This is a genomic window from Kitasatospora sp. NPDC096077, from assembly GCF_040303245.1.
GTDB lineage: Bacteria > Actinomycetota > Actinomycetes > Streptomycetales > Streptomycetaceae > Kitasatospora.
Window position 1 is genome coordinate 40,706 of record NZ_JBEOSV010000052.1, and the last position, 22,190, is coordinate 62,895.

Annotated in this window: 20 protein-coding genes; 14 read left to right on the forward strand and 6 right to left on the reverse strand. The window is 75.2% G+C overall.

The features are described 5' to 3' along the window. Nucleotides 1–126 precede the first annotated feature (126 nt). Nucleotides 127–1,362 carry a (5-formylfuran-3-yl)methyl phosphate synthase gene (locus tag ABTZ03_RS32160; protein ID WP_350516660.1) on the forward strand — a complete coding sequence of 412 codons (1,236 nt, stop codon included), beginning with the start codon at nt 127–129 and terminating at the stop codon, nt 1,360–1,362. A 25-nt stretch (nt 1,363–1,387) separates the two neighbouring features. On the opposite strand, the gene ABTZ03_RS32165 is transcribed toward ABTZ03_RS32160, so the two are convergent. Further along, on the reverse strand, nt 1,388–2,095 hold the full coding sequence (locus ABTZ03_RS32165) for a serine aminopeptidase domain-containing protein (RefSeq protein ID WP_350516661.1): 708 nt from the start codon (nt 2,093–2,095) through the stop codon (nt 1,388–1,390). Nucleotides 2,096–2,417: 322 nt separating this feature from the next. On the opposite strand from ABTZ03_RS32165, the gene ABTZ03_RS32170 reads away from it, so the two are divergent. After that, entirely contained in the window at nt 2,418–3,224 is an 807-nt protein-coding gene (locus ABTZ03_RS32170; protein WP_350516662.1) for a mechanosensitive ion channel family protein, read from the forward strand. A gap of 43 nt (nt 3,225–3,267) precedes the next feature. On the opposite strand, the gene ABTZ03_RS32175 is transcribed toward ABTZ03_RS32170, so the two are convergent. Continuing rightward, a complete protein-coding gene (locus ABTZ03_RS32175; RefSeq protein ID WP_350516663.1) occupies nt 3,268–3,621 on the reverse strand; it encodes a DUF6401 family natural product biosynthesis protein in 354 nt (117 codons plus the stop codon). A gap of 142 nt (nt 3,622–3,763) precedes the next feature. Between ABTZ03_RS32175 and ABTZ03_RS32180 the strand changes: the two genes are divergently transcribed. From ABTZ03_RS32180 to ABTZ03_RS32200, 5 genes are all read left to right on the forward strand, one after another. Beyond that, complete coding sequence (locus ABTZ03_RS32180) at nt 3,764–4,690, forward strand: LLM class F420-dependent oxidoreductase (RefSeq protein WP_350516664.1); 927 nt, start codon at nt 3,764–3,766, stop codon at nt 4,688–4,690. Between the two features lie 163 nt (nt 4,691–4,853). After that, complete coding sequence (locus ABTZ03_RS32185; RefSeq protein ID WP_350516665.1) at nt 4,854–5,525, forward strand: AAA family ATPase; 672 nt, start codon at nt 4,854–4,856, stop codon at nt 5,523–5,525. A gap of 108 nt (nt 5,526–5,633) precedes the next feature. Next, complete coding sequence (locus ABTZ03_RS32190) at nt 5,634–6,602, forward strand: zinc metalloprotease (RefSeq protein WP_350516666.1); 969 nt, start codon at nt 5,634–5,636, stop codon at nt 6,600–6,602. A gap of 168 nt (nt 6,603–6,770) precedes the next feature. Next, nucleotides 6,771–7,250, forward strand: a complete 480-nt coding sequence (locus tag ABTZ03_RS32195; RefSeq protein WP_350516667.1) for a universal stress protein — start codon at nt 6,771–6,773, stop codon at nt 7,248–7,250. Nucleotides 7,251–7,300: 50 nt separating this feature from the next. Further along, nucleotides 7,301–8,155 carry a DNA-formamidopyrimidine glycosylase family protein gene (locus ABTZ03_RS32200; protein ID WP_350516668.1) on the forward strand — a complete coding sequence of 285 codons (855 nt, stop codon included), beginning with the start codon at nt 7,301–7,303 and terminating at the stop codon, nt 8,153–8,155. Here ABTZ03_RS32200 and ABTZ03_RS32205 read toward each other — a convergent pair. After that, nucleotides 8,103–8,738: a nucleoside/nucleotide kinase family protein gene (locus ABTZ03_RS32205; protein WP_350516669.1), complete on the reverse strand. Its 636-nt coding sequence runs from the start codon at nt 8,736–8,738 to the stop codon at nt 8,103–8,105. The genes ABTZ03_RS32200 and ABTZ03_RS32205 overlap by 53 nt on opposite strands. Before the next feature lie 50 nt (nt 8,739–8,788). Continuing rightward, complete coding sequence (locus tag ABTZ03_RS32210) at nt 8,789–10,117, reverse strand: outer membrane protein assembly factor BamB family protein (protein ID WP_350516670.1); 1,329 nt, start codon at nt 10,115–10,117, stop codon at nt 8,789–8,791. A gap of 149 nt (nt 10,118–10,266) precedes the next feature. Here ABTZ03_RS32210 and ABTZ03_RS32215 point away from each other — a divergent pair, with 149 nt between their 5' ends. Further along, nucleotides 10,267–10,836, forward strand: a complete 570-nt coding sequence (locus tag ABTZ03_RS32215) for a Uma2 family endonuclease (RefSeq protein WP_350516671.1) — start codon at nt 10,267–10,269, stop codon at nt 10,834–10,836. Between the two features lie 52 nt (nt 10,837–10,888). Here the strand turns inward: ABTZ03_RS32215 and ABTZ03_RS32220 are convergent, their stop codons facing one another. After that, nucleotides 10,889–12,100, reverse strand: a complete 1,212-nt coding sequence (locus ABTZ03_RS32220; RefSeq protein ID WP_350516672.1) for an MFS transporter — start codon at nt 12,098–12,100, stop codon at nt 10,889–10,891. Then, the gene (locus ABTZ03_RS32225) at nt 12,097–13,566 is read right to left on the reverse strand and encodes an amidase (protein ID WP_350516673.1); all 1,470 of its coding nucleotides are present in this window, start codon (nt 13,564–13,566) and stop codon (nt 12,097–12,099) included. Before ABTZ03_RS32225 ends, ABTZ03_RS32220 begins: the two co-directional genes overlap by 4 nt. Before the next feature lie 185 nt (nt 13,567–13,751). Between ABTZ03_RS32225 and ABTZ03_RS32230 the strand changes: the two genes are divergently transcribed. The 6 genes from ABTZ03_RS32230 (at nt 13,752) to ABTZ03_RS32255 (ending at nt 22,106) form a co-directional block, all read left to right on the forward strand. After that, nucleotides 13,752–16,301 (forward strand): SpoIIE family protein phosphatase, encoded by a 2,550-nt coding sequence (locus ABTZ03_RS32230; protein ID WP_350516674.1) that lies wholly within the window; start codon nt 13,752–13,754, stop codon nt 16,299–16,301. Nucleotides 16,302–16,420: 119 nt separating this feature from the next. Further along, the gene (locus ABTZ03_RS32235; RefSeq protein WP_350516675.1) at nt 16,421–18,088 is read left to right on the forward strand and encodes a sensor histidine kinase; all 1,668 of its coding nucleotides are present in this window, start codon (nt 16,421–16,423) and stop codon (nt 18,086–18,088) included. Between the two features lie 179 nt (nt 18,089–18,267). Then, nucleotides 18,268–18,936, forward strand: coding sequence for a response regulator transcription factor (locus ABTZ03_RS32240; RefSeq protein WP_350516682.1), 669 nt, complete (start codon nt 18,268–18,270; stop codon nt 18,934–18,936). 555 nt (nt 18,937–19,491) lie between these two features. Continuing rightward, on the forward strand, nt 19,492–20,274 hold the full coding sequence (locus ABTZ03_RS32245; RefSeq protein WP_350516676.1) for a transglycosylase family protein: 783 nt from the start codon (nt 19,492–19,494) through the stop codon (nt 20,272–20,274). 185 nt (nt 20,275–20,459) lie between these two features. Beyond that, a complete protein-coding gene (locus ABTZ03_RS32250; protein WP_350516677.1) occupies nt 20,460–21,164 on the forward strand; it encodes a class I SAM-dependent methyltransferase in 705 nt (234 codons plus the stop codon). Nucleotides 21,165–21,350: 186 nt separating this feature from the next. Then, entirely contained in the window at nt 21,351–22,106 is a 756-nt protein-coding gene (locus tag ABTZ03_RS32255; protein WP_350516678.1) for an SDR family NAD(P)-dependent oxidoreductase, read from the forward strand. The last annotated feature ends 84 nt before the right edge of the window (nt 22,107–22,190 follow it).

Here is a 22,190-nt window from a genome sequence, read left to right on the forward strand (position 1 = left end):
GGCGGGTCGCCGCAGCGGCAGAATCGAACACGTTCACCCGAACGAGTGAGCGATCCGACCGTCCCACCCCCACCCCTCGCTAGCGTGACCGGCACGGATCGTGAACAGCCGCAGGGGTGGGGGAGCATGGAAGCCGATCGACGGTTGCTGGTCAGCGTGTTCGGGCCGCAGGAGGCCCGCGAGGCGGTGCTCGGCGGCGCCCGGATCATCGACAGCGAGGACCCGCGCAGCGCCCTCGGCACCATCAAGCCGCGCCGGATCATGGACATCGCGGACGCGGTGCTGGCCGCCCGCCGGGAGCTGCCGGTGCAGCTCAGCACCAACATCGGCGAGGACCAACTGCTGTACCGCCGGGCCGAGAACGGCCTGGCCGTGGCCAAGTCGGCCTACGAGCAGGTCGGCAAGGCGGCCCAGGCCGCCCTGGGCGTCGCCCTCGCGATGGGCATCCGGGTGCACCCCTGCGGGATCGTCAAGGTCGGACTGGACGGCATGACGGCCGCCGAGGCCGGCGAGGTGCTGGGCGAGATCGTCGCCACCGTGCGGCGGGCCGACGGCCTCTCGGCGACCCGGGTGATGGCGGTGCTGTTCGCCCAGGACCTCGACCTGTGGGACGCCCGCAAGACCCTGCCGCAGGTGCGCCGCGCGCTGGTCGGCCTGGGCGAGTACCACCCCTGCGGCCCGGACACCCCCGGCGCCTTCGACCTCGCCGACCACGCGGCCGCGGCCGGCCTGCCGGACACCGCCCGCGGCAGCTTCGTCGCCGTCAACGAGCCCTTCCCGCACGACCGTTACGGCCTCACCTGGGCCCGCCGGACCGACCGCACCGCGATCCGGGCCATGGTCGAGGCGAGCGCCGCGGCCGGCGCCGACGCGATCATGCTCGACACCAGCATCCTGCTCAAGGTCGCCCGGATCGGCCTGGTCTCCACGGCCGGCAGCACCGAACTGGTCGACCTCGACCGCCACGACACCGACGCCCACGGCCTGGCCCGGGCGGGCATCCTCACCCTCGACGAGATCCGGGCCTTCGTCGACCTCTGCCACGACCACGGCCTGGAGGCCAATCTGGCCGGTTCCCTGCAGAGCCACCAGGCCCAGCAGCTCTGGCGGCTCGTCCCCGCCCTCGACCAGCTGTCCGCCCGCGGCGGCGTGAGCGCCCTCGCCCACGGCGGCGCCACCCGCCACGGCCGCACCGTCCGCAGCGCGCTCGTCCGCGGCCTCGTCCCGCCCGAGCAGCACGGCCACCTCCTGGTCCCGCCCCCGATGGCCGGTACCGAGGACCTCGTCACCCTGCTGAAGCGGCACCCCGACCTCCCCGCCTACCTCACCACCCCGCACGGCGACCTGACCCCGCTCGGCTGACCCGGTGCGCCCGGGCGCACCCAGGTCAGGGCGCGGTGCGGGGCTGGCGGGGGAGCGGGAGGGTGAGGGCCTCGGGGGAGGCGGGCGGGAGGGCGAGGGCGGAGGCGGTCTCGGCGGGGAGGGGGTGGAGGCCGAGCAGGGCGGTGGTGAGCCGGCTGGTGGCGCGGTGCCAGTCGGGGATGCGCTGGAGCATGGCGTGGCCGCTGCCGGCGACGGTGTAGCCGCAGACCCGGGCGCCGGCGGCGCGGCTGCGGGCGGCGAAGGCGCGGGTGTCGGCGGGCAGCGTGACGGTGTCGCGGTCGCCGTGCAGGAACAGCACGTCGCGGCCGGCGAGGTGGTCGCAGGGGTCCTCGGCGGGGCACCAGGGGGCGAGGGCGACCAGTCCGGTCACCGTGGGGTGGCCGCCGGCCCGGAGGGCGGCGCGGCCGCCCATCGAGTGGCCGACCAGGACGGTGGGGACCGGGCCGAGGGTCTTGGTGAGTTCGTCGAGCGCGGCGAACGCGTCCTGGGCGGCGTCGGCCCGGTCGCCGTTCCAGCCGCGGTGGCGGTAGCGGACGGTGCCGATGGCGATGCCGGCGTCCGCGGTGTCCCGGGTGAGGGCGCGGAGGAACCCGTGCATCCGCAGCAGCGGGAGGTTGAGACGGCGGGGCCGGGCGAGGTTGTGCTCCTCGCCGCCGTGCAGGACCAGGACGGCCGCCCGGGCCGCCGCGGGGCGCACCCGCCAGTGCAGCACCCTGTGGGTGCCAGTGCCAGTGCCAGTGCCAGTGCCAGTGCCAGTGCCAGTTCCGGCGTCGGCGTCGGCGCCCGTCCCGGCGCCCGTACCCGTACCCGTACCGCTTCCGCTCACCTTCGCACCCTCCGGTTCCGTCGCCGTGACCCCCGTTCCCCCCGCGGTCCGGACCGCTACTGTACGTGGACGGTCGGCCCGGGTCTTCACCCGACGGAACCATCCCGGACATTCGGGCGCGCGCGGTCGGGCCGGGGTGCTGCTATCCACGAAGGGTGGGGGGTCGCCGGCGCCGCTCGTGGCGCCGTGTCACCGAGTGGAGGACTCCGTGGCTCAGCAGCTCGCACTTTCCGTCGACTTCGGGTCGGGTTTCACCCAGGCCTGGGGCAAGATCGCCAAAGTCATCCCGCAGTTCATCGCCTTCCTGGCGATCCTGGTCATCGGCTGGATCGTGGCCAAGGCGATCGCCCGGCTCCTGGACCGCGTGCTGCGTCGGGTCGGCTCGGAGAAGGTCGCCGAGCGGGCCGGAATGGCCCGCTACCTGAGCGGCTCGAAATACGACATGACCGGCATCATCTGCAAGATCGTCTACTACGCGATCCTGCTGATGGCGCTCCAGCTGGCGTTCGGCGTCTTCGGCCCGAACCCGATCAGTGTGATGATCCACAGCATCGTGGCCTGGCTGCCCAGGGGCATCGTCGCGGTGGCGATCGTGGTGGTCGCGATGGCCATCGCCAACGGCGTGCGCGACATCGTCGGCAACGCGCTCTCCGGCGCGTCGTACGGCCGCACCGTGTCCACCCTGACCTGGGCGTTCATCGTCGGGCTCGGGGTGATCGCGGCGCTCGGCCAGGCCGGGATCGCGACCGCGATCACCGGTCCGGTGCTGATCGCCGCGCTGGCGACGATCACCGGTGTGCTGGTGGTCGGCGTCGGCGGCGGCCTGATCACGCCGATGCGGCAGCGCTGGGACCGCTGGCTGAACAACGCCGAGCAGGAGAGCGCCCGGCTGCGCGGCACCTCCTACCAGGCGGGCCGGTCCGATGCGCTGGGCAACCAGCCGGCCCGGCCGACCACCCAGACCGGCCCGGGCAACCCGCCGGCCCCGGGGATCGAGGGCGACCGGCCGAGGTAGCCGCACCGGCAGCGGCGGCGGCCCCCACCGGGGCGGCCGCCGCTCAGACCGCGAGCAGGCCCTGCTCGCGCACCAGCCAGCAGATCGCGGTCAGCCGGGTCACGGCGTAGTCGTAGCCGACCGGTTCCCGCCAGCCGATCTCGGTGAGCGCGTCCAGGAAGCCCAGCGCGTAGTCCGACAGTTCCTCACGGTCCAGGGGCCGGGGCGAAAGCTCCGGCCCCTGCGCGTACAGCAGCTCGCGCAGCATCGCCGCGTGCTGGTCGACGGCGGCGACGAAGCCGGGCTCGAAGGCGAACTCGGCCAGCCGGGGCGTGAAGGCGGCCACGATGCCGGGCAGCGGGCAGCCGGCCGGGCCGTCGGGGGAGCGCCGGAAGGACTCGTCGGGGGTCGCGAACATCCGTCCACGGTAGGCGAGCGGCCGGGCGGGCAGGCCGGGGCGTGACGCTTCCGTGCTGAGACCTTGGCCACCTTCGGAACGTTCCGTGGCATGGCCGGTTCCCTGCGTTCACGATCCGGTGCTCCGTACCAGAATGGGCGCCATGGATCTCCGCATCTTCACCGAGCCCCAGCAGGGCGCGAGCTACGACACCCTCCTGAAGGTCGCCCGCACCGCCGAGGAACTCGGCGTCTTCAGCGCGTTCTTCCGCTCCGACCACTACCTGAAGATGGGCGACGTGGACGGCCTGCCCGGCCCCACCGACGCCTGGATCACCCTGGCCGGCCTCGCCCGCGACACCAGCACCATCCGTCTCGGCACCCTGATGACGGCCGCCACCTTCCGGCTGCCGGGCGTCACCGCGATCCAGGTCGCCCAGGTCGACGCGATGAGCGGCGGCCGGGTCGAGTTCGGCCTCGGCGCCGGCTGGTACGAGGCCGAGCACAGCGCCTACGGCATCCCCTTTCCGAAGGAGAAGTTCGGGCGGCTGGAGGAGCAGCTGGAGATCATCACCGGGCTGTGGCGCACCAAGCTCGGCGACACCTTCTCCTTCACCGGCGAGCACTACACACTCACCGACTCGCCCGCGCTGCCCAAGCCCGTCCAGGAGCGCATCCCGGTCCTGGTCGGCGGCCTGGGCCCGAAGCGCACCCCGGCGCTGGCCGCCCGCTTCGCCGACGAGTTCAACCTGCCGTTCGCCTCCGTCGACGACACCGCCGCCCAGTTCGGCCGGGTCCGGGCCGCCGTCGAGGGGGCCGGCCGCTCGGCCGACGAGCTGGTCTACTCCAACGCCCTGGTGGTCTGCGTCGGCCGGGACGACGCCGAGGTGGCCCGCCGGGCGGCCGTGATCGGCCGGGAGGTGGCCGAGCTGAAGGAGAACGGCCTGGCGGGCACCCCGGACGAGGTGGTGGAGAAGCTCGGCCGGTACGCGGCGGTCGGCAGCCGGCGGGTGTACCTCCAGGTGCTCGACCTGGCGGACCTGGACCACCTGGAGCTGATCGCCTCCCGGGTCGCCCCGCAGCTGGGCTGACCCCCGACGCCCACCGGCGATCACGCCAGCACCGGCGATCGCGCCTGCTCTGACCAGGGGTCTTTACTTGCCCTTGGTAATACGCGATGCTCCTTGGGAGGGAACGGGAGCGGATGCGGCGGGCGGAGGGCCGGTGACGGGCGCACGAACACCAGGGGCGGCGGTGCCACGGGTGCCGCCGCCCGGCCCTGCCGGGAACCGCCCCGACCGCGCTGCGGCGGACGGCCGGGCGCTCACCGTCCGGACCGGCGTGCACGAGCTGCGCGGCCCCGGTCCGACCGCCCTGCACTACCGGGCCGGTGACCTGCTGGTCGTCACCGGACTGCCCGGCAGCGGCAAGAGCACCCTGATGCGCCGCTGCGTCCGGGCCCCGCTGGTCGACTCCCAGCTGGTCCGCGAGGAGTACGCGGCCCGGCTGCCCGGCCGCCTCCCGTACGCGCTGTACCGCCCGCTCGCCCGGCTCGCCCACTACCGACGGCTGCGCCGGGCGGTGCTGGACGGCGGGCCGCTCGCGGTGCACGACTGCGGCACCCTGCCGGTGGTCCGGGCCTGGCTGGTGCGCGTCGCGGCCGGGCAGGGCCGCCGGGTGCACCTGCTGCTGCTCGACGCCGACCCGGCCGAGGCCCGCTCGGGGCAGCGGCGGCGCGGGCGGTGGGTGTCGCGCTACGCCTTCGCCCGGCACCGGGCCGCGGCCGCCCGGCTGCGCCGCCTCCTGCTGGGGACGGAAATGGGAGATGGGGCCGGGGCGCGGCCGCCGGCCGGCTGTGCGTCGGCCGTGGTACTCGACCGGGCCGCCGCGCGCGCCCTGCGGGAGATCGACTTCACCGCGTCGTAGTCTCGGGCGGGTCCGCGCCGGGCGCCGGTCGCCGGTGGGCGGGCCCGAGGGGCGGTCGACCCCTCGTCAGCACCCCCGATCCTCCCGTTTCCCCGTACAGGAGCGCCGATGCGCCGTACTGCCCGGGTGCGTTCGCGCGCCCCCCGCCTGTTCCCCTGCGCCGCCGCGCTGGTCGCCGCGGCCGGTCTGAGCCAGTTCGCCGCGCCCGCCCCGCACCGCGCGGTGGCGGCCGTCTGCGACGGAGCCGGTGCCCCGGCGGACGCCGCCGCGCGCAAGCCGGCCGGCAGCCCGGTGGCCGGGGACCCGAACGCGGTGAGCGCCGACCGGGCCCGGGAGATGCAGGCGGACCTGGACCACCGGCTCGCCGAGCTCGGCTCCGCCCACGTCCCGCTGGCCGCCACCCCCACCACCGTGCCGGTGTACGTCCACGTGATCCACGCCGGGGAGACGGGCCGGCTGGACGGCGGTGTGGTCGCCGCCCAGATCGACCACCTCAACGCCACCTACGGCGGCCAGGGCGAGGGCAACGCCACCACCCCGTTCCACTTCGAGCTGGCCGGTACCGACTGGACCGACAATGCCGACTGGTACAACGGCATGACCCCCGGCTCCGCCGCCGAGCAGGCGATGAAGAGCGCGCTGCGCAAGGGCGACCAGGGCACCCTCAACCTGTACACCGTCCACCCCGGACAGTCCCTGCTCGGCTGGTCGACCTTCCCCAACGCCTACCGCTCCGCCCCGACCGACGACGGCGTGGTGGTCCTGGACGACTCGCTGCCCGGCGGCCCCGCCACCCACTACAACGAGGGCAACACCGCCACCCACGAGACCGGACACTGGCTCGGCCTGTTCCACACCTTCCAGGGCGGCTGCCTGGGCCCGGGCGACTACGTGGACGACACCCCGCCCGAGCGCAGCCCCGCCTACGGCTGCCCCGAGGGCCGGCACAGCTGCCCGGGCGGCGGCCTCGACCCGATCCACAACTTCATGGACTACAGCTACGACTCCTGCATGCACCAGTTCACCCCGGGGCAGGTCCAGCGGATGTCCAACTCCTGGGCGGCCTACCGCAGTTGATCCCGCAGTGGAGCGCCGGCCCGCGCGACCCGAGGCCGACACGCCCGGCCTGACCCCGAGTTGAACGCGGAACGCCGGGCGCGGCGTGGCAAACAGCGGTCATTTGTCCGATTCGCTCTAAGTTTGGCGGGTCGGGACCGAGCAGGAGCAAACCGAAGGAGACACCGCATGACCGCCAATCCCCAGATCGTCGTCGGCGTGGACGGCTCGCCCGCCTCGGAGCAGGCGCTGCGCTGGGCGATCGCCTACGCCAAGGCCGTCGGCGGGACGATCGCCGCCGTCGCCGCCTGGGAGTACCCCGCCTTCTACGGCTGGGGCGGCACGGCCGCCCCCTCCGAGGAGTCCTTCAACCCGGAGGAACTCGCCGGCCGGACCCTCTCCGAGACCGTCGCCAAGGTGGTCGGCGCCGACCCCGGCGTGCGGATCGTCGAGACCGTCATGCCGGGCAACGCGGCGGGCGCCCTGCTCCAGGCCGCCAAGGGCGCCGCGCTGCTGGTCGTCGGCAGCCGCGGCCTCGGCGGCTTCTCCGGCGTGCTGCTCGGCTCGGTCAGCCGCCACGTCACCGAGCACGCCCCCTGCCCGGTGGTCGTGGTCCGCGAGGGCCAGGTCAAGGACGGCGACGAGGACGGGGACGGCGGCGCCCAGTAGCCGCCGGGGGCGGTGCCGCACCGGGCCGCCACGCGGACCAGAATGGAGTCATGCCAGAAGGTGACTCCATCTACCGCGTGGCGGCCCGGCTGCACGAGGCCCTCGCCGGCCGGCTGCTGACCAGCGCCGAGCTGCGGGTGCCCGCGCACGCCACCGCCGCCCTCGCCGGGCGCCGGGTGCTGGAGGTCCGCCCGCGCGGCAAGCACCTGCTGACCCGCCTCGACGGCGGCCTCACCCTGCACACCCACCTGCGGATGGACGGCCACTGGGAGGTCTACCGCCCCGGCGAGCGGTGGACCGGCGGCCCCGCCCACCAGATCCGCGCCGTCCTCGGCACCGACCAGGGCACCGCCGTCGGCTACCGGCTGCCCGTCGTCGAACTGCTGCGCACCACCGACGAAGGCCGGGCCGTCGGCCACCTCGGGCCGGACCTGCTCGGCCCCGACTGGGACCCGGCCGAGGCCGTCCGCCGGCTCCTCGCCCGCCCCTCCCGGCCGCTCGTCGAGGCCCTGCTCGACCAGCGCAACCTGGCCGGGATCGGCAACGTCTACGCCAACGAACTGTGCTTCGTCGCGGGCGTCACCCCGTGGACCGAGGTCGGTCAAGTCCCGCACCCCGACCGGCTGGTGGAGCGCGCCCGGCAGATGCTGGACGCCAACAAGCTGCGCCCCGGCCACATCACCACCGGCGACACCAGGCCCGGCTACCGGCACTGGGTCTACGGCCGGGCCGGGCGGCCCTGCCCGCGCTGCGTCACACCGGTGCTGACCGGACGCCAGGGCGAGGCGCCGCGCGACCGGGCGGTGTTCTGGTGCCCGTACTGCCAACGCGGACCGGCCCCGGCCGAGGCCGTCACGAACGCTCGACCAGGGCGGGGTGCCGGGGGTCGTCGACCCGGATGGTGAGGTCGGCGGCCTCGGCCGGCCCGGTCTCCGCCTCGTAGCGGCCGAAGGCGGGCAGCGTCCACTGCCGGTCGGCCGGGGTGCGGCGGGCCAGCGCGGCCGGGGTGAGCGCGAGATGGACGGTCAGCTCGAACGGCAGCCAACGGCCCAGCAGCAGTGCGCCGTCCAGCAACAGCACGCCACCGGGCGGGAGTTGGACGTACGGCGCGCGGGTCGAGCGGTCGGTGACCGGGTCCCGCAGCGAGGGCAGCACCCGGCCGCTGCCGCCCGGCTCCAGCGGGTCCAGCACCTCGCGGAGCAGGGCGCCGTCGTCCAGCCAGAGGTCGTGGAAGGCGTCGGCGTCCTGGTGGCCGTACTCCAGCCGGATCGAGGCCGGGCGCAGGAAGTCCGCCGCCGAGACCCGCAGCGTGGGGCGGCCGCGCAGTCGCAGCGGCTCCACCAGGGCGTCGGCGAGCAGTTCGGGGCGGGCGGGCCCGGCGCCGTCCACGGCGATCCGCAGCCGGCGCTCGCCGGCGCCGGGGAGCGCGGTGATCCGGTCGGCGAGCAGCTCGGCCAGCTTGTCGGGGGAGATCGGGTGTACCTGCACCAGGCCATCCTGCCGGTTGTGCGGGGTCCGTCGGAGGGGGCGGTCGGGGATCAGCCGAGCGGGAGGGCGTGCAGGACGTCGTCGTGTCCGGCGTAGAGGGAGGTCCGGTCGGTGGCGACGGTCCAGACGTCCCGGCCCGGGCCGGAGTCGCGGAAGGTCCAGACCGGTTCGCCGGTGGCGGCGTGGAGCGCGACGACCCCGCCGCTGGCCGGCCCCGGCACGTACAGCGTGTCGACGCCGTCGACGAACAGCGGGCGGCTGCGGGTGTCCAGCAGGAAGGGCAGCTTGCGGGACCAGAGCACCGCGCCGGTGGCCGTGTCGATGCAGGCCACGGTGCCGTCGTCGTGCGGGACGAACACCCGGGGGCCCGCCGCGACCGGTGGCATCGCCCGCCAGGGCTCGCCCCGGGCGGGGGCGTGGGTCCAGCCCGGCCTGCCGTCGGGGCCCAGCAGGCGCACGCCGCCGGTGCCGTCCGGGACGAGGAGGTCCGGTCCGTTCGCGGTGCAGAAGGACAGGCCGTCCGCGGCGGGCGCGGTCCACAGTTCGCGTCCGGTGTCGGCGTCCCGGGCCACCAGCTCGGCGCGGTCGCCGGTCGTGCGGGAGCAGGCCAGCAGGTGGGGCGTGCTCCGGGTGGCGGCGGCGACCGGCTGATCCTGGTGGTCGGCGGTGACGGTCCACAGCAGGGCGCGGTCCGCGACGCGCAGGGCGAAGAGCCGGGTGCCCGGAACGGGGGCGTCGGCCCGGGGCAGCTGCCAGGTGGAGCCGTAGAGGACCCCGTTCTCCAGGCAGCGGAGCTGGACCTGGCCGGGCAGTTCCGCGGGCAGCGGCAGGCTCCAGTCGGCGGCGGGATCGGTGAGGTGGTGGGCGTCCAGGTGGCCCTTGGAGGCGGCGGTGAAGAACTGGTCGGGCCCGAACACGACGGTGGTGAGCGGCGGTTCGACGCCGGCCGGAAAGTCGGCGGGCCGCGGCGGGTCGAAGGCCACCAGCCGCCGGGGCTCACCGGTGGCCGGGTCGAGCACCTGCAGCCCGGCCTTGGACAGGAACACCGGGCGCTGCGGCAGGGTGACCATCCGCCCGATGGTCATCTGCTGCGGGCCCCGGTACGTCCACAGCGGTGTCGGCCCGGACAGTGCGGTCGGCTTCGGCTGCTCCGGGCCGGGCATCGTCCGGTCGTCGCCCGTCCGGCTCAGCGCCCACGCCGCCCCGCCGGCCGCCAGCACCCCGGCGCCGACCAGCAGCCCGCGCCGGCTCGGCCGCCGCGGGCCGTCACCCTCGCCCCGGCCCCCGCCAAGCACGTCCGAGGGCGCCTCCTCCGCGCCGTCAGCCTCCCCGTCCCACTGCCACGAAGCCTCCTGCACGGGACCCTCGGACGCCTTCACGCACTCCTCGCTTCCACCCCCGGCGGCCTCGGTGCCGCCACCCGTCGGGAGGATATCGAACGGCGCTCGAACCGTCGGGTGCCGTCGGTGCGCCGCACTAGGCTGTGGCCCACAGCACAGGCTCGCGCAGGTGACCGGGGAGGTACGCCGTGACGGCCGAGATGATCGCACCCGAGTGGATGCGCCGGCAGATCACCGGTGAGCAGTACGACTCCTGGACCGAGGAACAGTGCGCGGGCATCGAGATCCTCGACGGGATGGTCGTCGTGAGCCCGAGCCCCTCCCGGTGCCACAACCGGCTGGCGCGGTTCCTGGCGAATGCGCTGGACGAGGCCGGCGGCACGGAGTGGAACGCGGACAACGACTTCGACGTGCGGCTGCAGGACGTGCCGCTGAACAACCGGCGGCCCGATGTGGTGGTCTACCGGGTGGACGCCATCGACGTCGCACCGACCAGGCCGGAGCACGTGCTGCTGCTGGTCGAGGTCGTCTCGCCGGGTTCGGAGACCACCGACCGGGTGGTCAAGCTCGACCAGTACGCGAAGGCCGGTATCCCCTTCTACTGGCGGGTCGAGCAGGCGGCGGGCCGGGTGCCGATCGTGCACACGTATCTGCTGGACGAGGCGACGGGGACGTACCGGGCGGGTGAGCTGTTCACCGGGCTGGTCAAGGCCGCGGTGCCGTACCCGGTGGAGGTCGACCTCACCGGGCCGGCGTAGCCGTCACCCGCCCGGCGGACGGGTCTGCCGTCCGTCCGCCGGGTGTCGCGCCTCAGGCCACCGGTTCCGCGGCCGGTTCGGCCGGGGCCCGGGTGGGCTCCGCCCCGGCGTGGTGGTCCGGGAGGATCCGGTCGCGGAGCCGCAGGGCGCAGCCGACGGCGACGGCCAGGACGGCGAGGGCCAGGGTGAGTGCGGTGCGCAGGCCGTGGGCGTCGGCCAGCCGGCCGAGCAGGGGGGCGGCGAGGCCGCCGACCGACATGGCGAGTCCCAGGGTGAGTCCGGAGGCGGTGCCGGGCCGGGTGGGCAGGTAGTCCTGGGCGAGGGTCACCTGTGGGGCGAAGGGCAGGAACATGGCCAGTCCGAACGCCGTCGCGCCGATCACGGCGACCGTGGTGGAGGGGGCGAGGACCACGGCGGCCAGGGCGGGAACGGCCAGCAGGTAGCCGGCGCGGATCGGGGTCAGCCGTCCGCTGCGGTCGCCCAGCCAGCCGCCGAGCAGGGTGCCGGCCGCGCCGGCCAGGGTGAGCAGGGTGAGGGCGGTCGCGCCGAGCCCGGTCGAGCCGTGCAGGTCGCGCTGGATGTGCAGGGAGAGCATCGAGGTGACCGTCACATAGGGGATCGACCAGCCGATGATGGTGGCGACCAGGCGTCCGAAGGCCCGCCAGTCGTCGGGCTGCGCGCTCGTCGTGACGGTCCGGGGGACGGCCGTCGGCTGCGGATCGGGGCGCCGCTGCCGGGCCCGGAGGGCCCAGAGCACGGCCGTCACCAGGGCCGGGACGGCGAGCAGCCAGCCGCCGGCCAGGCCGTAGGAGCCGACCACCAGGGTGACCAGGGCCGGGGCGAGCGAGGCGCCCAGGGTGCCGCCGACCGAGAACAGGCTCATCGCGCGTTGGGAGCGTCCGCCGGCGGCCCGGGCCCGGTCGGTGGCGGGCGGGTGGTAGGCGGCGATGCCGATCCCGGCCAGGGCGGCGCAGAGCCAGGTGAGCGGGTAACTGCCGGCCAGGGCCGCGCCGGTGATGCCGGCCGCGGCGGTGAGGAACCCGGCCGGGATGAGCCAGTCCCGGCGGCGGCGGTCGACCAGCAGGCCGAACAGCGGCTGGACCACGCTGGAGAGTCCGCCGGCAGCCAGCGCGATGCCGGAGACGGCGGTGTAGCTGTAGTGCCGTTCGGACATCAGGAACGGCAGCAGCGCTGGGACGGCGCCCTGGTAGAGGTCGTTGACGATGTGGGTGCCGGTCAGGAAGGCCAGCTGGCCGCGCTTCACCGGGCCACCTGCCCGGTCCGCGCCGACGCCTGCCGGGCCTGCTCCAGCAGGGCTTCCTGCCGGGCGGCGTGGTGGTGCCAGGGCCGGGCCCGTTCCAGTTGGGCGCCGAGGGAGAGCAGCAGGCCCTCCCGGTGGTGCCGGGCGGTGAGCATCACGCCGATCGGCAGCCCGTCCGGTGTCCAGTGCAGCGGCAGGCTCATCGACGGTCGGCCGGTGAGGTTGGCCAGCGGGGTCCGCGGGGTCAGGGCGAGCATCCGGGTGAAGGTCCGTTCCGGGGAGTCCGGGTCGACCAGGGAGCCGATCGGCAGCGGAGGGGTGTCCGTGGTCGGGCTGAGCACCGCGTCGTAGCGGTCGTAGCGGTGGCAGACCGCACGGGCGGTGGCGGTCAGCGAGGCGGTCGCGGTGTACAACCGGACGGCGTCGTGGGCGGAGCCGCAGGCGCGCAGCCAGCGGGTCAGCGGCAGCAGCAGTTCCTCCCGTTCGGGTGGGACCGGGACGGCGGCGGCCAGCACGCTCCACAGCACGGTGAAGTCGGGCAGGTACTCGTCCGGGTCGGTCGGCGGGGCCTCCTCGATGTGGTGGCCGAGGTCGAGGAGCAGTTCGGCGGTGCGCCGGCAGGCCAGTGCGGCCTCGGGGTGCCAGCCGTCGGCCGGCGGCAGGACGCCGATCCGCAGCGGGCCGGGTTCGCGTTCGGCGCAGGCCCGGAAGTGTCCGGCGGGGAGGGCGGGCAGGGTGCCGGCGTCGCCCGGGGTGCTGCCCGCCATCACGTCCAGCAGCAGGGCGGCGTCCAGCACGGTCCGGGCCAGCGGGCCGGCGGTGGCCAGTCCGAAGGCGTCCGTGCCGGGGGCGGGGGTGACCCGGCCCCGGCTGGGCTTGAGGCCGACCACCCCGCAGCCGGCGGCGGGGATCCGGACCGAGCCGCCGCCGTCGCTGCCGAGGGCGCCGGCCGCCAGCCGGGAGGCGACCGAGACGGCGGCGCCGCCGCTGGAGCCGCCGGCGCCGAGGGCGGGGCCGTACGGGCTGCGGGCGGTGCCGTGCGCGGTCTCGGTGTAGGAGGAGCAGCCGAACTCGGCCGCGGTGGTGGTGCCCAGCAGGACGGCGCCGGCGGTCCGCAGGGCGCCGACCACGGTGGCGTCCGCCGGGGCGATCCGGTCGTCGAAGGCGCCGGAGCCGGCGGTGAACGGCAGGCCGCGGACCGGCCAGGTGTCCTTCACCGACAGCGGTACGCCGAGCAGCGGGGGCAGGCCGTCGCCGCCGTCGGTTCCGGTGGAGGCGAGCAGCAGGGCCTCGGCCGCCCGTGCGGCCCGGCCGGCGCCGGGGGCGTCGACCGTGCGGTAGGCCCCGAGCAGGCCGTCGAGCTCGGCGATCCGGTGCAGGTGGTGGTCGACCAGCTCGGTCGGTGAGACGGCGCGGGCGCGGACGGCTTCCGCCTGCTCGGCCAGCGTCAGGTCATGGAGGGCTGACATGGTTGTTCCGTTCTCCCAAGTCCTCAGGTCATCAGGTTGTCTGAGGACTTCATCGTAGGGGGTGGACCGCCCGCCTGGCAAGGTGAGGCTTGCCTAACTTCTCGCCCGCCGTCCGGTGCCGGTGGGGCGGGTGGGGCGCGAGGGCTCGCCTTGACACCGTTCGGGGGCGGACGTAGCAAGGGAGCATGCGCCATCCGCGGGTGACCGGCGGGGCCGCCGAGCCGGTCCGCGCGGCAGGCCCGGAAGCGGTGCCGGAGCCGAGCCCGGATCCGGGAGCGGAGACGGCCCCGGCGGCTCCGGCGGACCAGGCGGACCAGCCGGCCCGGGAGACCCAGGCGGTCCACGAGCGGGACGAGCTGCTGGCGGCGGCCGTCCGCCGGGTGCTCGGCTCCACCGGCGCGTACGCGGCGATGGTCTACCTGCGCTCCCGGGACCGGCGGTCGCTGGTGCTGCGCACCCTGGTCGGGGTGCCGCTGTCGATCATCAGCCCGTTCCGCCGGGTCGCGGCCGCCGGGCCGCTGCCGGTCGCGGTCTGCTTCCGGACCGGCCGGGCCGTCGCGCTCGCCGACTCCGAGGACACCATGCGGCGCTTCCCGCAGCTCGCCGTCGGACTGCCGTACGACTTCGTCTCGGTCTGCGTTCCGGTCGGCCACGGCGGGGAGCGGTACGGCGTGCTCAATGTGCTGTGGCCCGCCTCGGACGAGGGGGTGCCGGTCCGGGAGGGCGGCCGGCTGGACGCCGTTGCCGGTGAACTCGGCGCCGGGCTGGCCGAGTTGGCGTCCGACGGGCGGATGGTGGAGCCGACCGGGGAGACCGCCGTGGTGGAGCTGCCGCCGCCGTCCGTGCCGACCACCCGGGTCGGGATGTTCGACTGGGACGTGGCCACCGGCGCGCTCGCCGCGGACGCCGGGTTCCGGGAGATCTTCGGCTTCGGGCCCGGCGAGTTCGACGGCACGGTGGGCTGCCTGACCGGCCGGATCGCCCCCGGGGACGTCCCCGGCTTCCGCACCGCCGCCCGGACCGCCCTGGCGCACGGCGAGGTGCTGGCCGCCCAGGTGCGGGTGCTCGGGCCGGCCGGGCGCCCGTACCCGGTGGAACTGTGGGCCCGGGTCCCCGGCGCGATCTCCGACGGCCGGACCCACCTGGTCGGCGCCGTCCTGGACGTCCGGGCCGTCACCGCCGCCGCGGCCGCCGTCGAGCGGCTGCCCGAGGGCGTCCTCTCGCTCGACCCCGACGGACTGGTCGGCTCGGTCAACCGGACCGCCGAGCAGCTCCTGCGGGCGACGGCGGCGGACCTGGTCGGCCACCACCTCTGGACGGTGCTGCCCTGGCTCGCCGACCCCTTCCACGAGAACCGCTACCGCGCCGCCCTGCTCTCCCAGCAGCCCACCGCCTTCCTGGCCGCCCGCCCGCCGGACGGCTGGCTGGCCTTCTCGCTCTACCCCGACCGGCACGGCGTCACCGCCCGGGTGATCGCCGCCGAGGCCCCGCCGGGCACCGCCGAACCGCCCGCCGCCGCGCCGCCCGCGGCCGCCACCGGCGTCGGCGGCACCCACCACCTGCTCCAGCTGGCCAGCGCGCTCACCGAGGCCGTCACCGTGCGCGACGTCTGCCGGGCGGTGGCCGAGGAGATCCTCCCGGCCTTCGGCGGCCAGGAACTTGCCATCTACGGGGTGCGCGAGCAGCGGCTGCACCTGGTCTCGCAGAGCGGCTACCCCGACGGCTTCCTGGACGGCTTCGAGGGCACCCCGCTCGACGCCCGCGTCCCCGGCGCCGAGGCGCTCAGCACCGGCACCCCGATCTTCTTCGAGTCGGTGCGCGACCTCGCCGCCGCCTACCCCGGCCTGGCCCTGGACGAGATGGGCGCCTGGGCCTTCCTGCCGCTGATCGCCTCCGGCCGACCGGTCGGCAGCTGCATCCTCGGCTTCGACCGGGCGCACCCCTTCACCGTCGAGGAGCGCGGCCTGCTCACCGGCCTCGGCGGCTTCATCGCCCAGGCGCTGGAGCGCGCCCGGCTCTACGACGCCGAGTTCGCCCTGGCCCGCGGCCTCCAGCAGGCCCTGCTGCCGCACCGGCTCCCGCAGGTGCCCGGCCTGCGCACCGCCGCCCGCTACCTGCCCGGCACCCAGGGCATGGAGATCGGCGGCGACTGGTACGACGCCATCCTCACCGGCGCCGACCTCACCCTGGTGATCGGCGACGTCGAGGGCCACAGCGTCGCCGCCGCCGCCGCGATGGGCCAACTGCGCAGCGCCGTAAGGGCGTTCGCCAGCGGCGGCGAGCCGCCCGACCAGGTGCTCGCCCGCACCAACCGACTGCTGCTGGACCTCGACCCCGGGCTGCTGGCCAGCTGCTGCCTGGTCCGGCTCACCCCCGCCGACGGCACCGTGCGGATCGGCCGGGCCGGGCACCTGCCGCCGGTGCTGCGCCACCCGGACGGGCGGGCCGAGGCGCTGTACGTTCCGGGCGGGCCGCTGCTGGGCGTGGACGAGGGTGTCGCGTACCCGGTCAGCGAGCTGCGGTTGCGGCCCGGCTCGCTGCTCGCCCTCTACACCGACGGGCTGGTGGAGGACCCGGCGCTGGCGATCGACCAGGGGGTGGACCGGCTGCGGGCGGCGCTGGCGCACGGCCGGGCGGGGGAGACGTTGGAGGAGCTGGCCGAGCGGCTGCTGCGCGAAGTCGGCTCGACCGGGCGGGTGGACGACGTGGCGCTGCTGCTCACCGCGTTCGGGTAGGGCCTGGAGCTCTGGCCTGGCGCCAGGGCCCAGGGCCTCCTGGAGCGGCGACTTTCGTCGGCTCGGGCGGCGACGAAGGGTGACCGCGGACGCGGCGGGCGCCCGGTTAGCCTCGACGGGTGGAAGCAATCACGCGGGCCTGGTCGAAGGCGGTACGGACGGCGCTGCCGGGGCCCTGGCGGCCCCGGCGCGTGGTGGGCGAGGCCGTGCTGGCCCTGCTGATGGGCGTGACCGCGGGCCTGCTGGAGGTGGTCGCCCGCACCGGTCTGGCGGTGCCCTTCGGGCTCGCCGTCGCCGGGCTGTGGCTGCTGCGGCGCGGGTACCCGGCCACGGTGCTGGTGCTGACCGGGGCGATCGCCGGCTGGTCGATCGGGCCGACCCCGCTGCTGGCCTGCGCGGGCTGGGCGGCCGGGGCGCGGATCGGCCGGGTCCGGCGGGTGACCGGCGCCTTCCTGCTGAGCTATCTGCTGTTCTGCGTGTCCGGGACGTTGAAGGACGGGGCGTCCTTCTCGCCGAAGCTGATCGTCGGACTGTCGCTCGCCATCTTCCTGGTCTTCGCCGTCCTGCCCGCGCTGTACGGCCGCTACCGGGCGCAGCGCCGGGCCCTGCTGGACGCGCTGCGCGAGCGCAACGACCAGCTGGTGCGCGAGCGGGCGATGGTGGTGCACCAGGCCCGGCTGCGGGAGCGGCACCGGATCGCCCAGGACATGCACGACAGCCTGGGCCACCAGCTCGCGCTGATCTCGGTGCACTCGGGCGCGCTGGAGGTGGACCGCACCCTCAGCGACCGCCAGCGGGAGGCGGTCGGGGTGCTGCGGCAGGCGGCGGTGGCGGCGATGCGCGAGCTGCGCGAGGTGGTCGGGGTGCTGCACGACGAGTCGACGGCGCTGCCGCCGGTGGTCGGCAGCCCCGGTCCGGCGCCGGCCCGCGGCGGGGTGGACGGGGTCGAGGGGCTGGTGGAGTCCTCCCGGGGGGCCGGTGCGCTGGTGGAGTTCCGCACCGAGGGCGAGCGGCGACCGCTGGCGGCGGCGGTCGACCACGCGGCGTACCGGATCGTGCAGGAGGCGCTCACCAATGCGCACAAGCACGCCCCCGGCGCGCCGATCGCGGTCGCGCTCCGGTACGAGCCGGACGCGCTGGTGGTGGAGGTGACCAACCCCCGCGCGCCGGAGCTGGTGGGCGCGCACGCGGGCGCGGGCGCGGTGGTGAGCGGCGGACAGGGGCTGACCGGCCTGCGGGAGCGCGCCCGGCTCGTCGGCGGCATGGTGCACGCCGGGCCGACGCCCGAGCAGGGCTTCCGGCTGGCCGCCGTCCTCCCGTACGAGGGGGCGGAGGCCGAGGGCGCCGCCGCCCTGCTGGCCGAGGACGACTGGGTGCTCGGCGGCGCCTCGCCGCCCGGCGACGCGGACACCGGTCCGCGCCGCCCGGCGCTCGGCTGCGCGGCCGGGGTGGTCGCGGTGACGCTGATCGTGGCGGGCCTGGTGGCCTGGGGCGTGGTGGCCTTCGTCCGGGGTGCCAGCGACTCGACGGTGCAGCAGTCGGTCTACGACCAGATCCAGGTGGGCGAGTCGAAGTCCGAGGTGATGCGCCGACTGCCGCCCGGCAACGACTTCTTCACCTCCGACTACCAGGAGGCCGGTCCGGCGAAGCCGGAGGGCGCGCACTGCCGGTGGTACTCGCTGTCGAAGGGCGAGCCGGGCGACTCCTGGTCGGACAACCACGTGGCGCGGTTCTGCTTCAAGGGCGGGGTGCTGGTGGACAAGGTCGAGTACGTCACCAAGGACTGACGTCCGTCCGGTCCGGTGGGGGCGCGGCGGGGAGCGCGGCGGGGGGCTCGGCGGGAGGCGGGGGCGGCCGGGATGTGAGGATGGTGCCCCGGGCGGATCGCCGTTCGACGTCGCGTCCGACGTCGTGATCGACGGCGCCGGCCGGCCGACCGCAGCACCGTTCGAGGGGAATGACCAGCGTGATCCGAGTCCTCGTCGCCGACGACGAGCCGCTCATCCGGGCCGGGATCAGGATGATCCTCGGCTCGGCCGACGACATCGAGGTGGTCGCGGAGGCCGCCGACGGTCGGGAGGCGCTGGAGCTGGCCCGGGCACACCGGGTGGACGTCGTGCTGCTGGACATCCAGATGCCGGTGATGGACGGGCTCACGGCGCTGGGGGAGCTCGGCAGGGTCGCGCCCGGCGCGCGGGCGATCATCCTCACCACCTTCGGGGAGCGCGAGAACGTCCTGCGCGCCGTGACCGAGGGCGGCGCCGGGTTCCTGCTCAAGGACACCGCGCCGAACGAGCTGATCCAGGCCGTCCGGGCGGCGGCCGGTGGGAACGCCTTCCTCTCCCCGGCCGCCACCCGGCACATCGTCGACTCGCTGGCCGCCGGGCGCGGCGGCTCGGTGGCCGCCCGCGGCGCGGCGGCCCGGTGCCGGCTGGAGGTGCTCACCGGGCGCGAGCTGGAGGTGCTGGCGCTGCTCGGGGAGGGCCTGTCCAACGCGGACGCGGGGGCCCGGATCCACATGAGCGAGGCGACGGTGAAGACCTACGTCAGCCGGATCCTGGCCAAGCTGGGCTGCGAGAACCGGGTCCAGGCGGCGCTGCTGGCGCGGGACGCGGAGCTCGGCGGCGGCAACTGAGCGCGTTTCTTCGATGACCGAACGTGTTTGCCGTGGCGGATGCCACTGAACTGCCGTCGTGAATCGGGAACTCCGGATGCGGTGGTGACGGTCCGTCATGTTCCGACTGCGGACCGTCGATGGTGTGTGGGAGTTCACGAATGGACAGATGTGAGCGCGGGCACGGGAATTGATCGTTCGATCTTTAAAATGCTGTCAAACCTGGTCGAACCGGGCGTCGTTTCTTGATCGATACCGCCGGTAACAGTCAACTGACCTGCGAAGACCAAGAATTGCTTGCTGCGCCCCGGACATGCCCCTAGCTTTCTTGGCGGCGCAACGAGCGCCACCCGGGTTCACCCCGACGCACGGCCCGCCGACTGACCCCCGGCGCGAGGGCGGTGCCTGCCGACGAGACCGGCTCGAACGAGGCCGTCGGCGAGTGGTGGTGACCGCGGCGGCATGGCACGTCCGACACGTGGCCGGCCGCCCGACGAGTGCGGTGAGCGCGACCGACCGGCCCCTGATCCGGGCCTGGTTCCGCCTGCCCGCCCGGGGCTTGTCGAGAGGACATTCATGACTTCCCGTCACGAGAACGCCGCTGCCACCGACACCACCGCCACCGTCAAGCGTCACCGCCTGAGGATGGCGGTCGTCGCGGGCGCCGCCGTCGCGGCCCTGCCGGTGACCGGCCTCGTCACGGCCACCTCGGCCTCCGCCGCACCCTCCTCGGCCTGGGACGCGGTCGCCCAGTGCGAGAGCGGCGGCAACTGGAGCATCAGCAACGGCAACGGCTTCCACGGTGGACTGCAGTTCACCCCCTCCACCTGGGCCGCGTACGGCGGAACCGCGTACGCTCCCCAGGCCAACCAGGCGACCAGGGCGCAGCAGATCGCCGTCGCCGAGAAGGTGCTCGCCTCGCAGGGGCCGGGCGCCTGGCCCGTCTGCTCCCGGAAGGCGGGCCTGAGCAAGGGCGGCGCCCCGGCCGCCGTCGACACCTCGGCGGGTTCGGGCTCCTCGGACAGCAAGCCCGCCAAGCCCGCCAAGCCGGCCCAGCGGGCGGCCAAGGCCGCTCCGCAGGCCCCGCAGGCCCCGAAGACGGCCCCGCAGGCCGCGCCGAAGGCGAAGCCGCACGCCGCGGAGGCCCCGCAGGGCCGTCCGTCGGCCAAGCCGGCGCAGTCCGCTCCGGCGTCCGAGCAGAACACCTCGGGCGGCAGCTACACCGTCCGCAGCGGTGACACGCTGAGCGACATCGCGGCCAAGTTCGGCGTCGACACCGACGGCCTGTACGGCAAGAACGCCCGTACGATCGGCGCCGACCCGGATCTGATCTTCCCGGGCCAGACGCTGACCGTCTGACGGTCGGGCCGGCCGGCGATCGGACCGGTTGGCGGTCAGACCGGCTGGCGATCAGGACATCCGGCAATCCGAACGACTGATCAGCCGCCCCCGGCGTGATCCGGCGGCCACCCCTGCGCGGGGTGGCCGCTCCGCGCGTTCGGCGGCCCTCCTCGGCCGGTTTCCCGCGCCGGTAGGGTCGCCTGATGGTCCGACTGATCAGTGACAGCGAGCTCACCGCCTCCGACGTGGTGGCCAACCGCACGATGAACCGCGAACGCGGCCTCAGCGGGGTGAACAGCTACGCCCGCGAGCTCGGCTTCGATCCGGCCGCCTGGCTGCGGGAGCACGGCGGGACCGGACCTGCCTGGTTGGACCTGTGCAGCGGGGAGGGTCGGGCGCTCGCCGAGGCAGCCCGGCTGCTACCGGCCGGCGCCGAACTGACCGGCGTCGACCTGGTCGGCCCGCTGGGGTCCGTCCTCGGTCGGCCCCCGGGTGCGGGGGTGCGGCTGGTGACGGCGGCGCTCGCCGACTGGGCGCCCGAGCGGTCGTACCACCTGATCACCTGTGTGCACGGCCTGCACTACCTCGGCGACCAGCTCGGCGCGATCGCCCGCGCCGCCTCCTGGCTGACCCCGGACGGCCGGTTCGCCGCCCACTTCGACCCCGAGTCGGTGCGCCGCCCCGACGGCACCGGCCTGGCGCGGGCGGTGGTGGCGGCGCTGCGGGCGGCCGGGTTCGAGTACCGGTCGCGTCGCCACCTGCTGCTCCTGGACGGCGGTCGGCCGGTCGAGCTGCCCTTCGACTATGCGGGCGCCGATCCGTCGGCCGGGCCGAACTGGACCGGGCAGCCGGCGGTCGGGTCGTACTACGGAGTGCGGGAGCGCGCGGCGGGGGCGCCTGCGGGGTGATCGAAGCCGCAGGGGTGCGAAGCCGGGCGGGGCCGAGGTGTAGTTGAAGATTGAACGCAACGTCCGAATACCGCCGGAGATATCAGGGCTCCCGGACCAGGATCGACAGGCACACCGAGAGCGGACCCCCGACCGGCGGACCGGCCCGGGGCGCGATCGGAACACCTGGACGAGGAGACCGAGGACATGACGAAGAACGGTGCGGCGGCGCTGGACGGCAAGGTGGCCCTGGTGACCGGCGGCAGCCGGGGCATCGGGGCGGCGGTCGCGCTGCGGCTGGCCGAGGACGGCGCCCACGTGGCGCTGACCTACCGGGGCTCGGCCGAGCAGGCCGAGGAGGTGGTCGCGAAGATCACCGCGATGGGTCGGACCGGCTGGGCCGTCCGGGCCGACAGCGCCGACCCGGCGGCGGTGCAGGACACGGTGGCGGCCGTCGCCGAGCGGTTCGGACGGCTGGACATCCTGGTGAACAACGCGGGTGTGGGCGCCGTCGGACCGATCGAGGAGACCACGCCAGAGGAGATCGACCGGGTGCTGGAGGTGAACGTCCGCGCGCCGTACCTGTACGCCCGGGCCGCCGTCGGGCACCTGTCGGACGGCGGGCGGATCGTCGGCATCGGCAGCTGCGTCGCCCAGCGCGTGGCCTTCCCGGGCGCCGTGCTCTACGCGACCAGCAAGGCCGCGCTGATCGGTCTGACCAAGGCGCTCGCCCGGGAGCTCGGCCCGCGCGGGATCACCGCCAACCTGGTCCACCCGGGCCCGATCGACACCGACATGAACCCGGCCGACGGCGAGTCCGCGGACTTCCAGCGCGGCTTCGTCGCCCTCGGCCGGTACGGCACCGCGGCGGAGGTGGCGGGCGCGGTCTCCTACCTGGTGGGTGAGGACGGACGGTACGTCACCGGCGCGGAGCTGGCGGTGGACGGCGGGTTCGCCGCCTGACAGTGAGGATGTTCATGAGCGGTTCCCGGACAGGTCTGACCCACCGCCTGACTGACCTCGGGTCCTCAACGGGATCTGTCGGCC

Bases quoted from the DNA above. Each gene is read 5' to 3' on its own strand.
- ABTZ03_RS32250 (WP_350516677.1), top strand. From the start codon at position 20,460: ATGGTCCGACTGATCAGTGACAGCGAGCTCACCGCCTCCGACGTGGTG.
- ABTZ03_RS32175 (WP_350516663.1), bottom strand. From the start codon at position 3,621: ATGTTCGCGACCCCCGACGAGTCCTTCCGGCGCTCCCCCGACGGCCCG.
- ABTZ03_RS32180 (WP_350516664.1), top strand. From the start codon at position 3,764: ATGGATCTCCGCATCTTCACCGAGCCCCAGCAGGGCGCGAGCTACGAC.
- ABTZ03_RS32225 (WP_350516673.1), bottom strand. From the start codon at position 13,566: ATGTCAGCCCTCCATGACCTGACGCTGGCCGAGCAGGCGGAAGCCGTC.
- ABTZ03_RS32190 (WP_350516666.1), top strand. From the start codon at position 5,634: ATGCGCCGTACTGCCCGGGTGCGTTCGCGCGCCCCCCGCCTGTTCCCC.
- ABTZ03_RS32195 (WP_350516667.1), top strand. From the start codon at position 6,771: ATGACCGCCAATCCCCAGATCGTCGTCGGCGTGGACGGCTCGCCCGCC.
- ABTZ03_RS32255 (WP_350516678.1), top strand. From the start codon at position 21,351: ATGACGAAGAACGGTGCGGCGGCGCTGGACGGCAAGGTGGCCCTGGTG.
- ABTZ03_RS32245 (WP_350516676.1), top strand. From the start codon at position 19,492: ATGACTTCCCGTCACGAGAACGCCGCTGCCACCGACACCACCGCCACC.
- ABTZ03_RS32200 (WP_350516668.1), top strand. From the start codon at position 7,301: ATGCCAGAAGGTGACTCCATCTACCGCGTGGCGGCCCGGCTGCACGAG.
- ABTZ03_RS32230 (WP_350516674.1), top strand. From the start codon at position 13,752: ATGCGCCATCCGCGGGTGACCGGCGGGGCCGCCGAGCCGGTCCGCGCG.
- ABTZ03_RS32160 (WP_350516660.1), top strand. From the start codon at position 127: ATGGAAGCCGATCGACGGTTGCTGGTCAGCGTGTTCGGGCCGCAGGAG.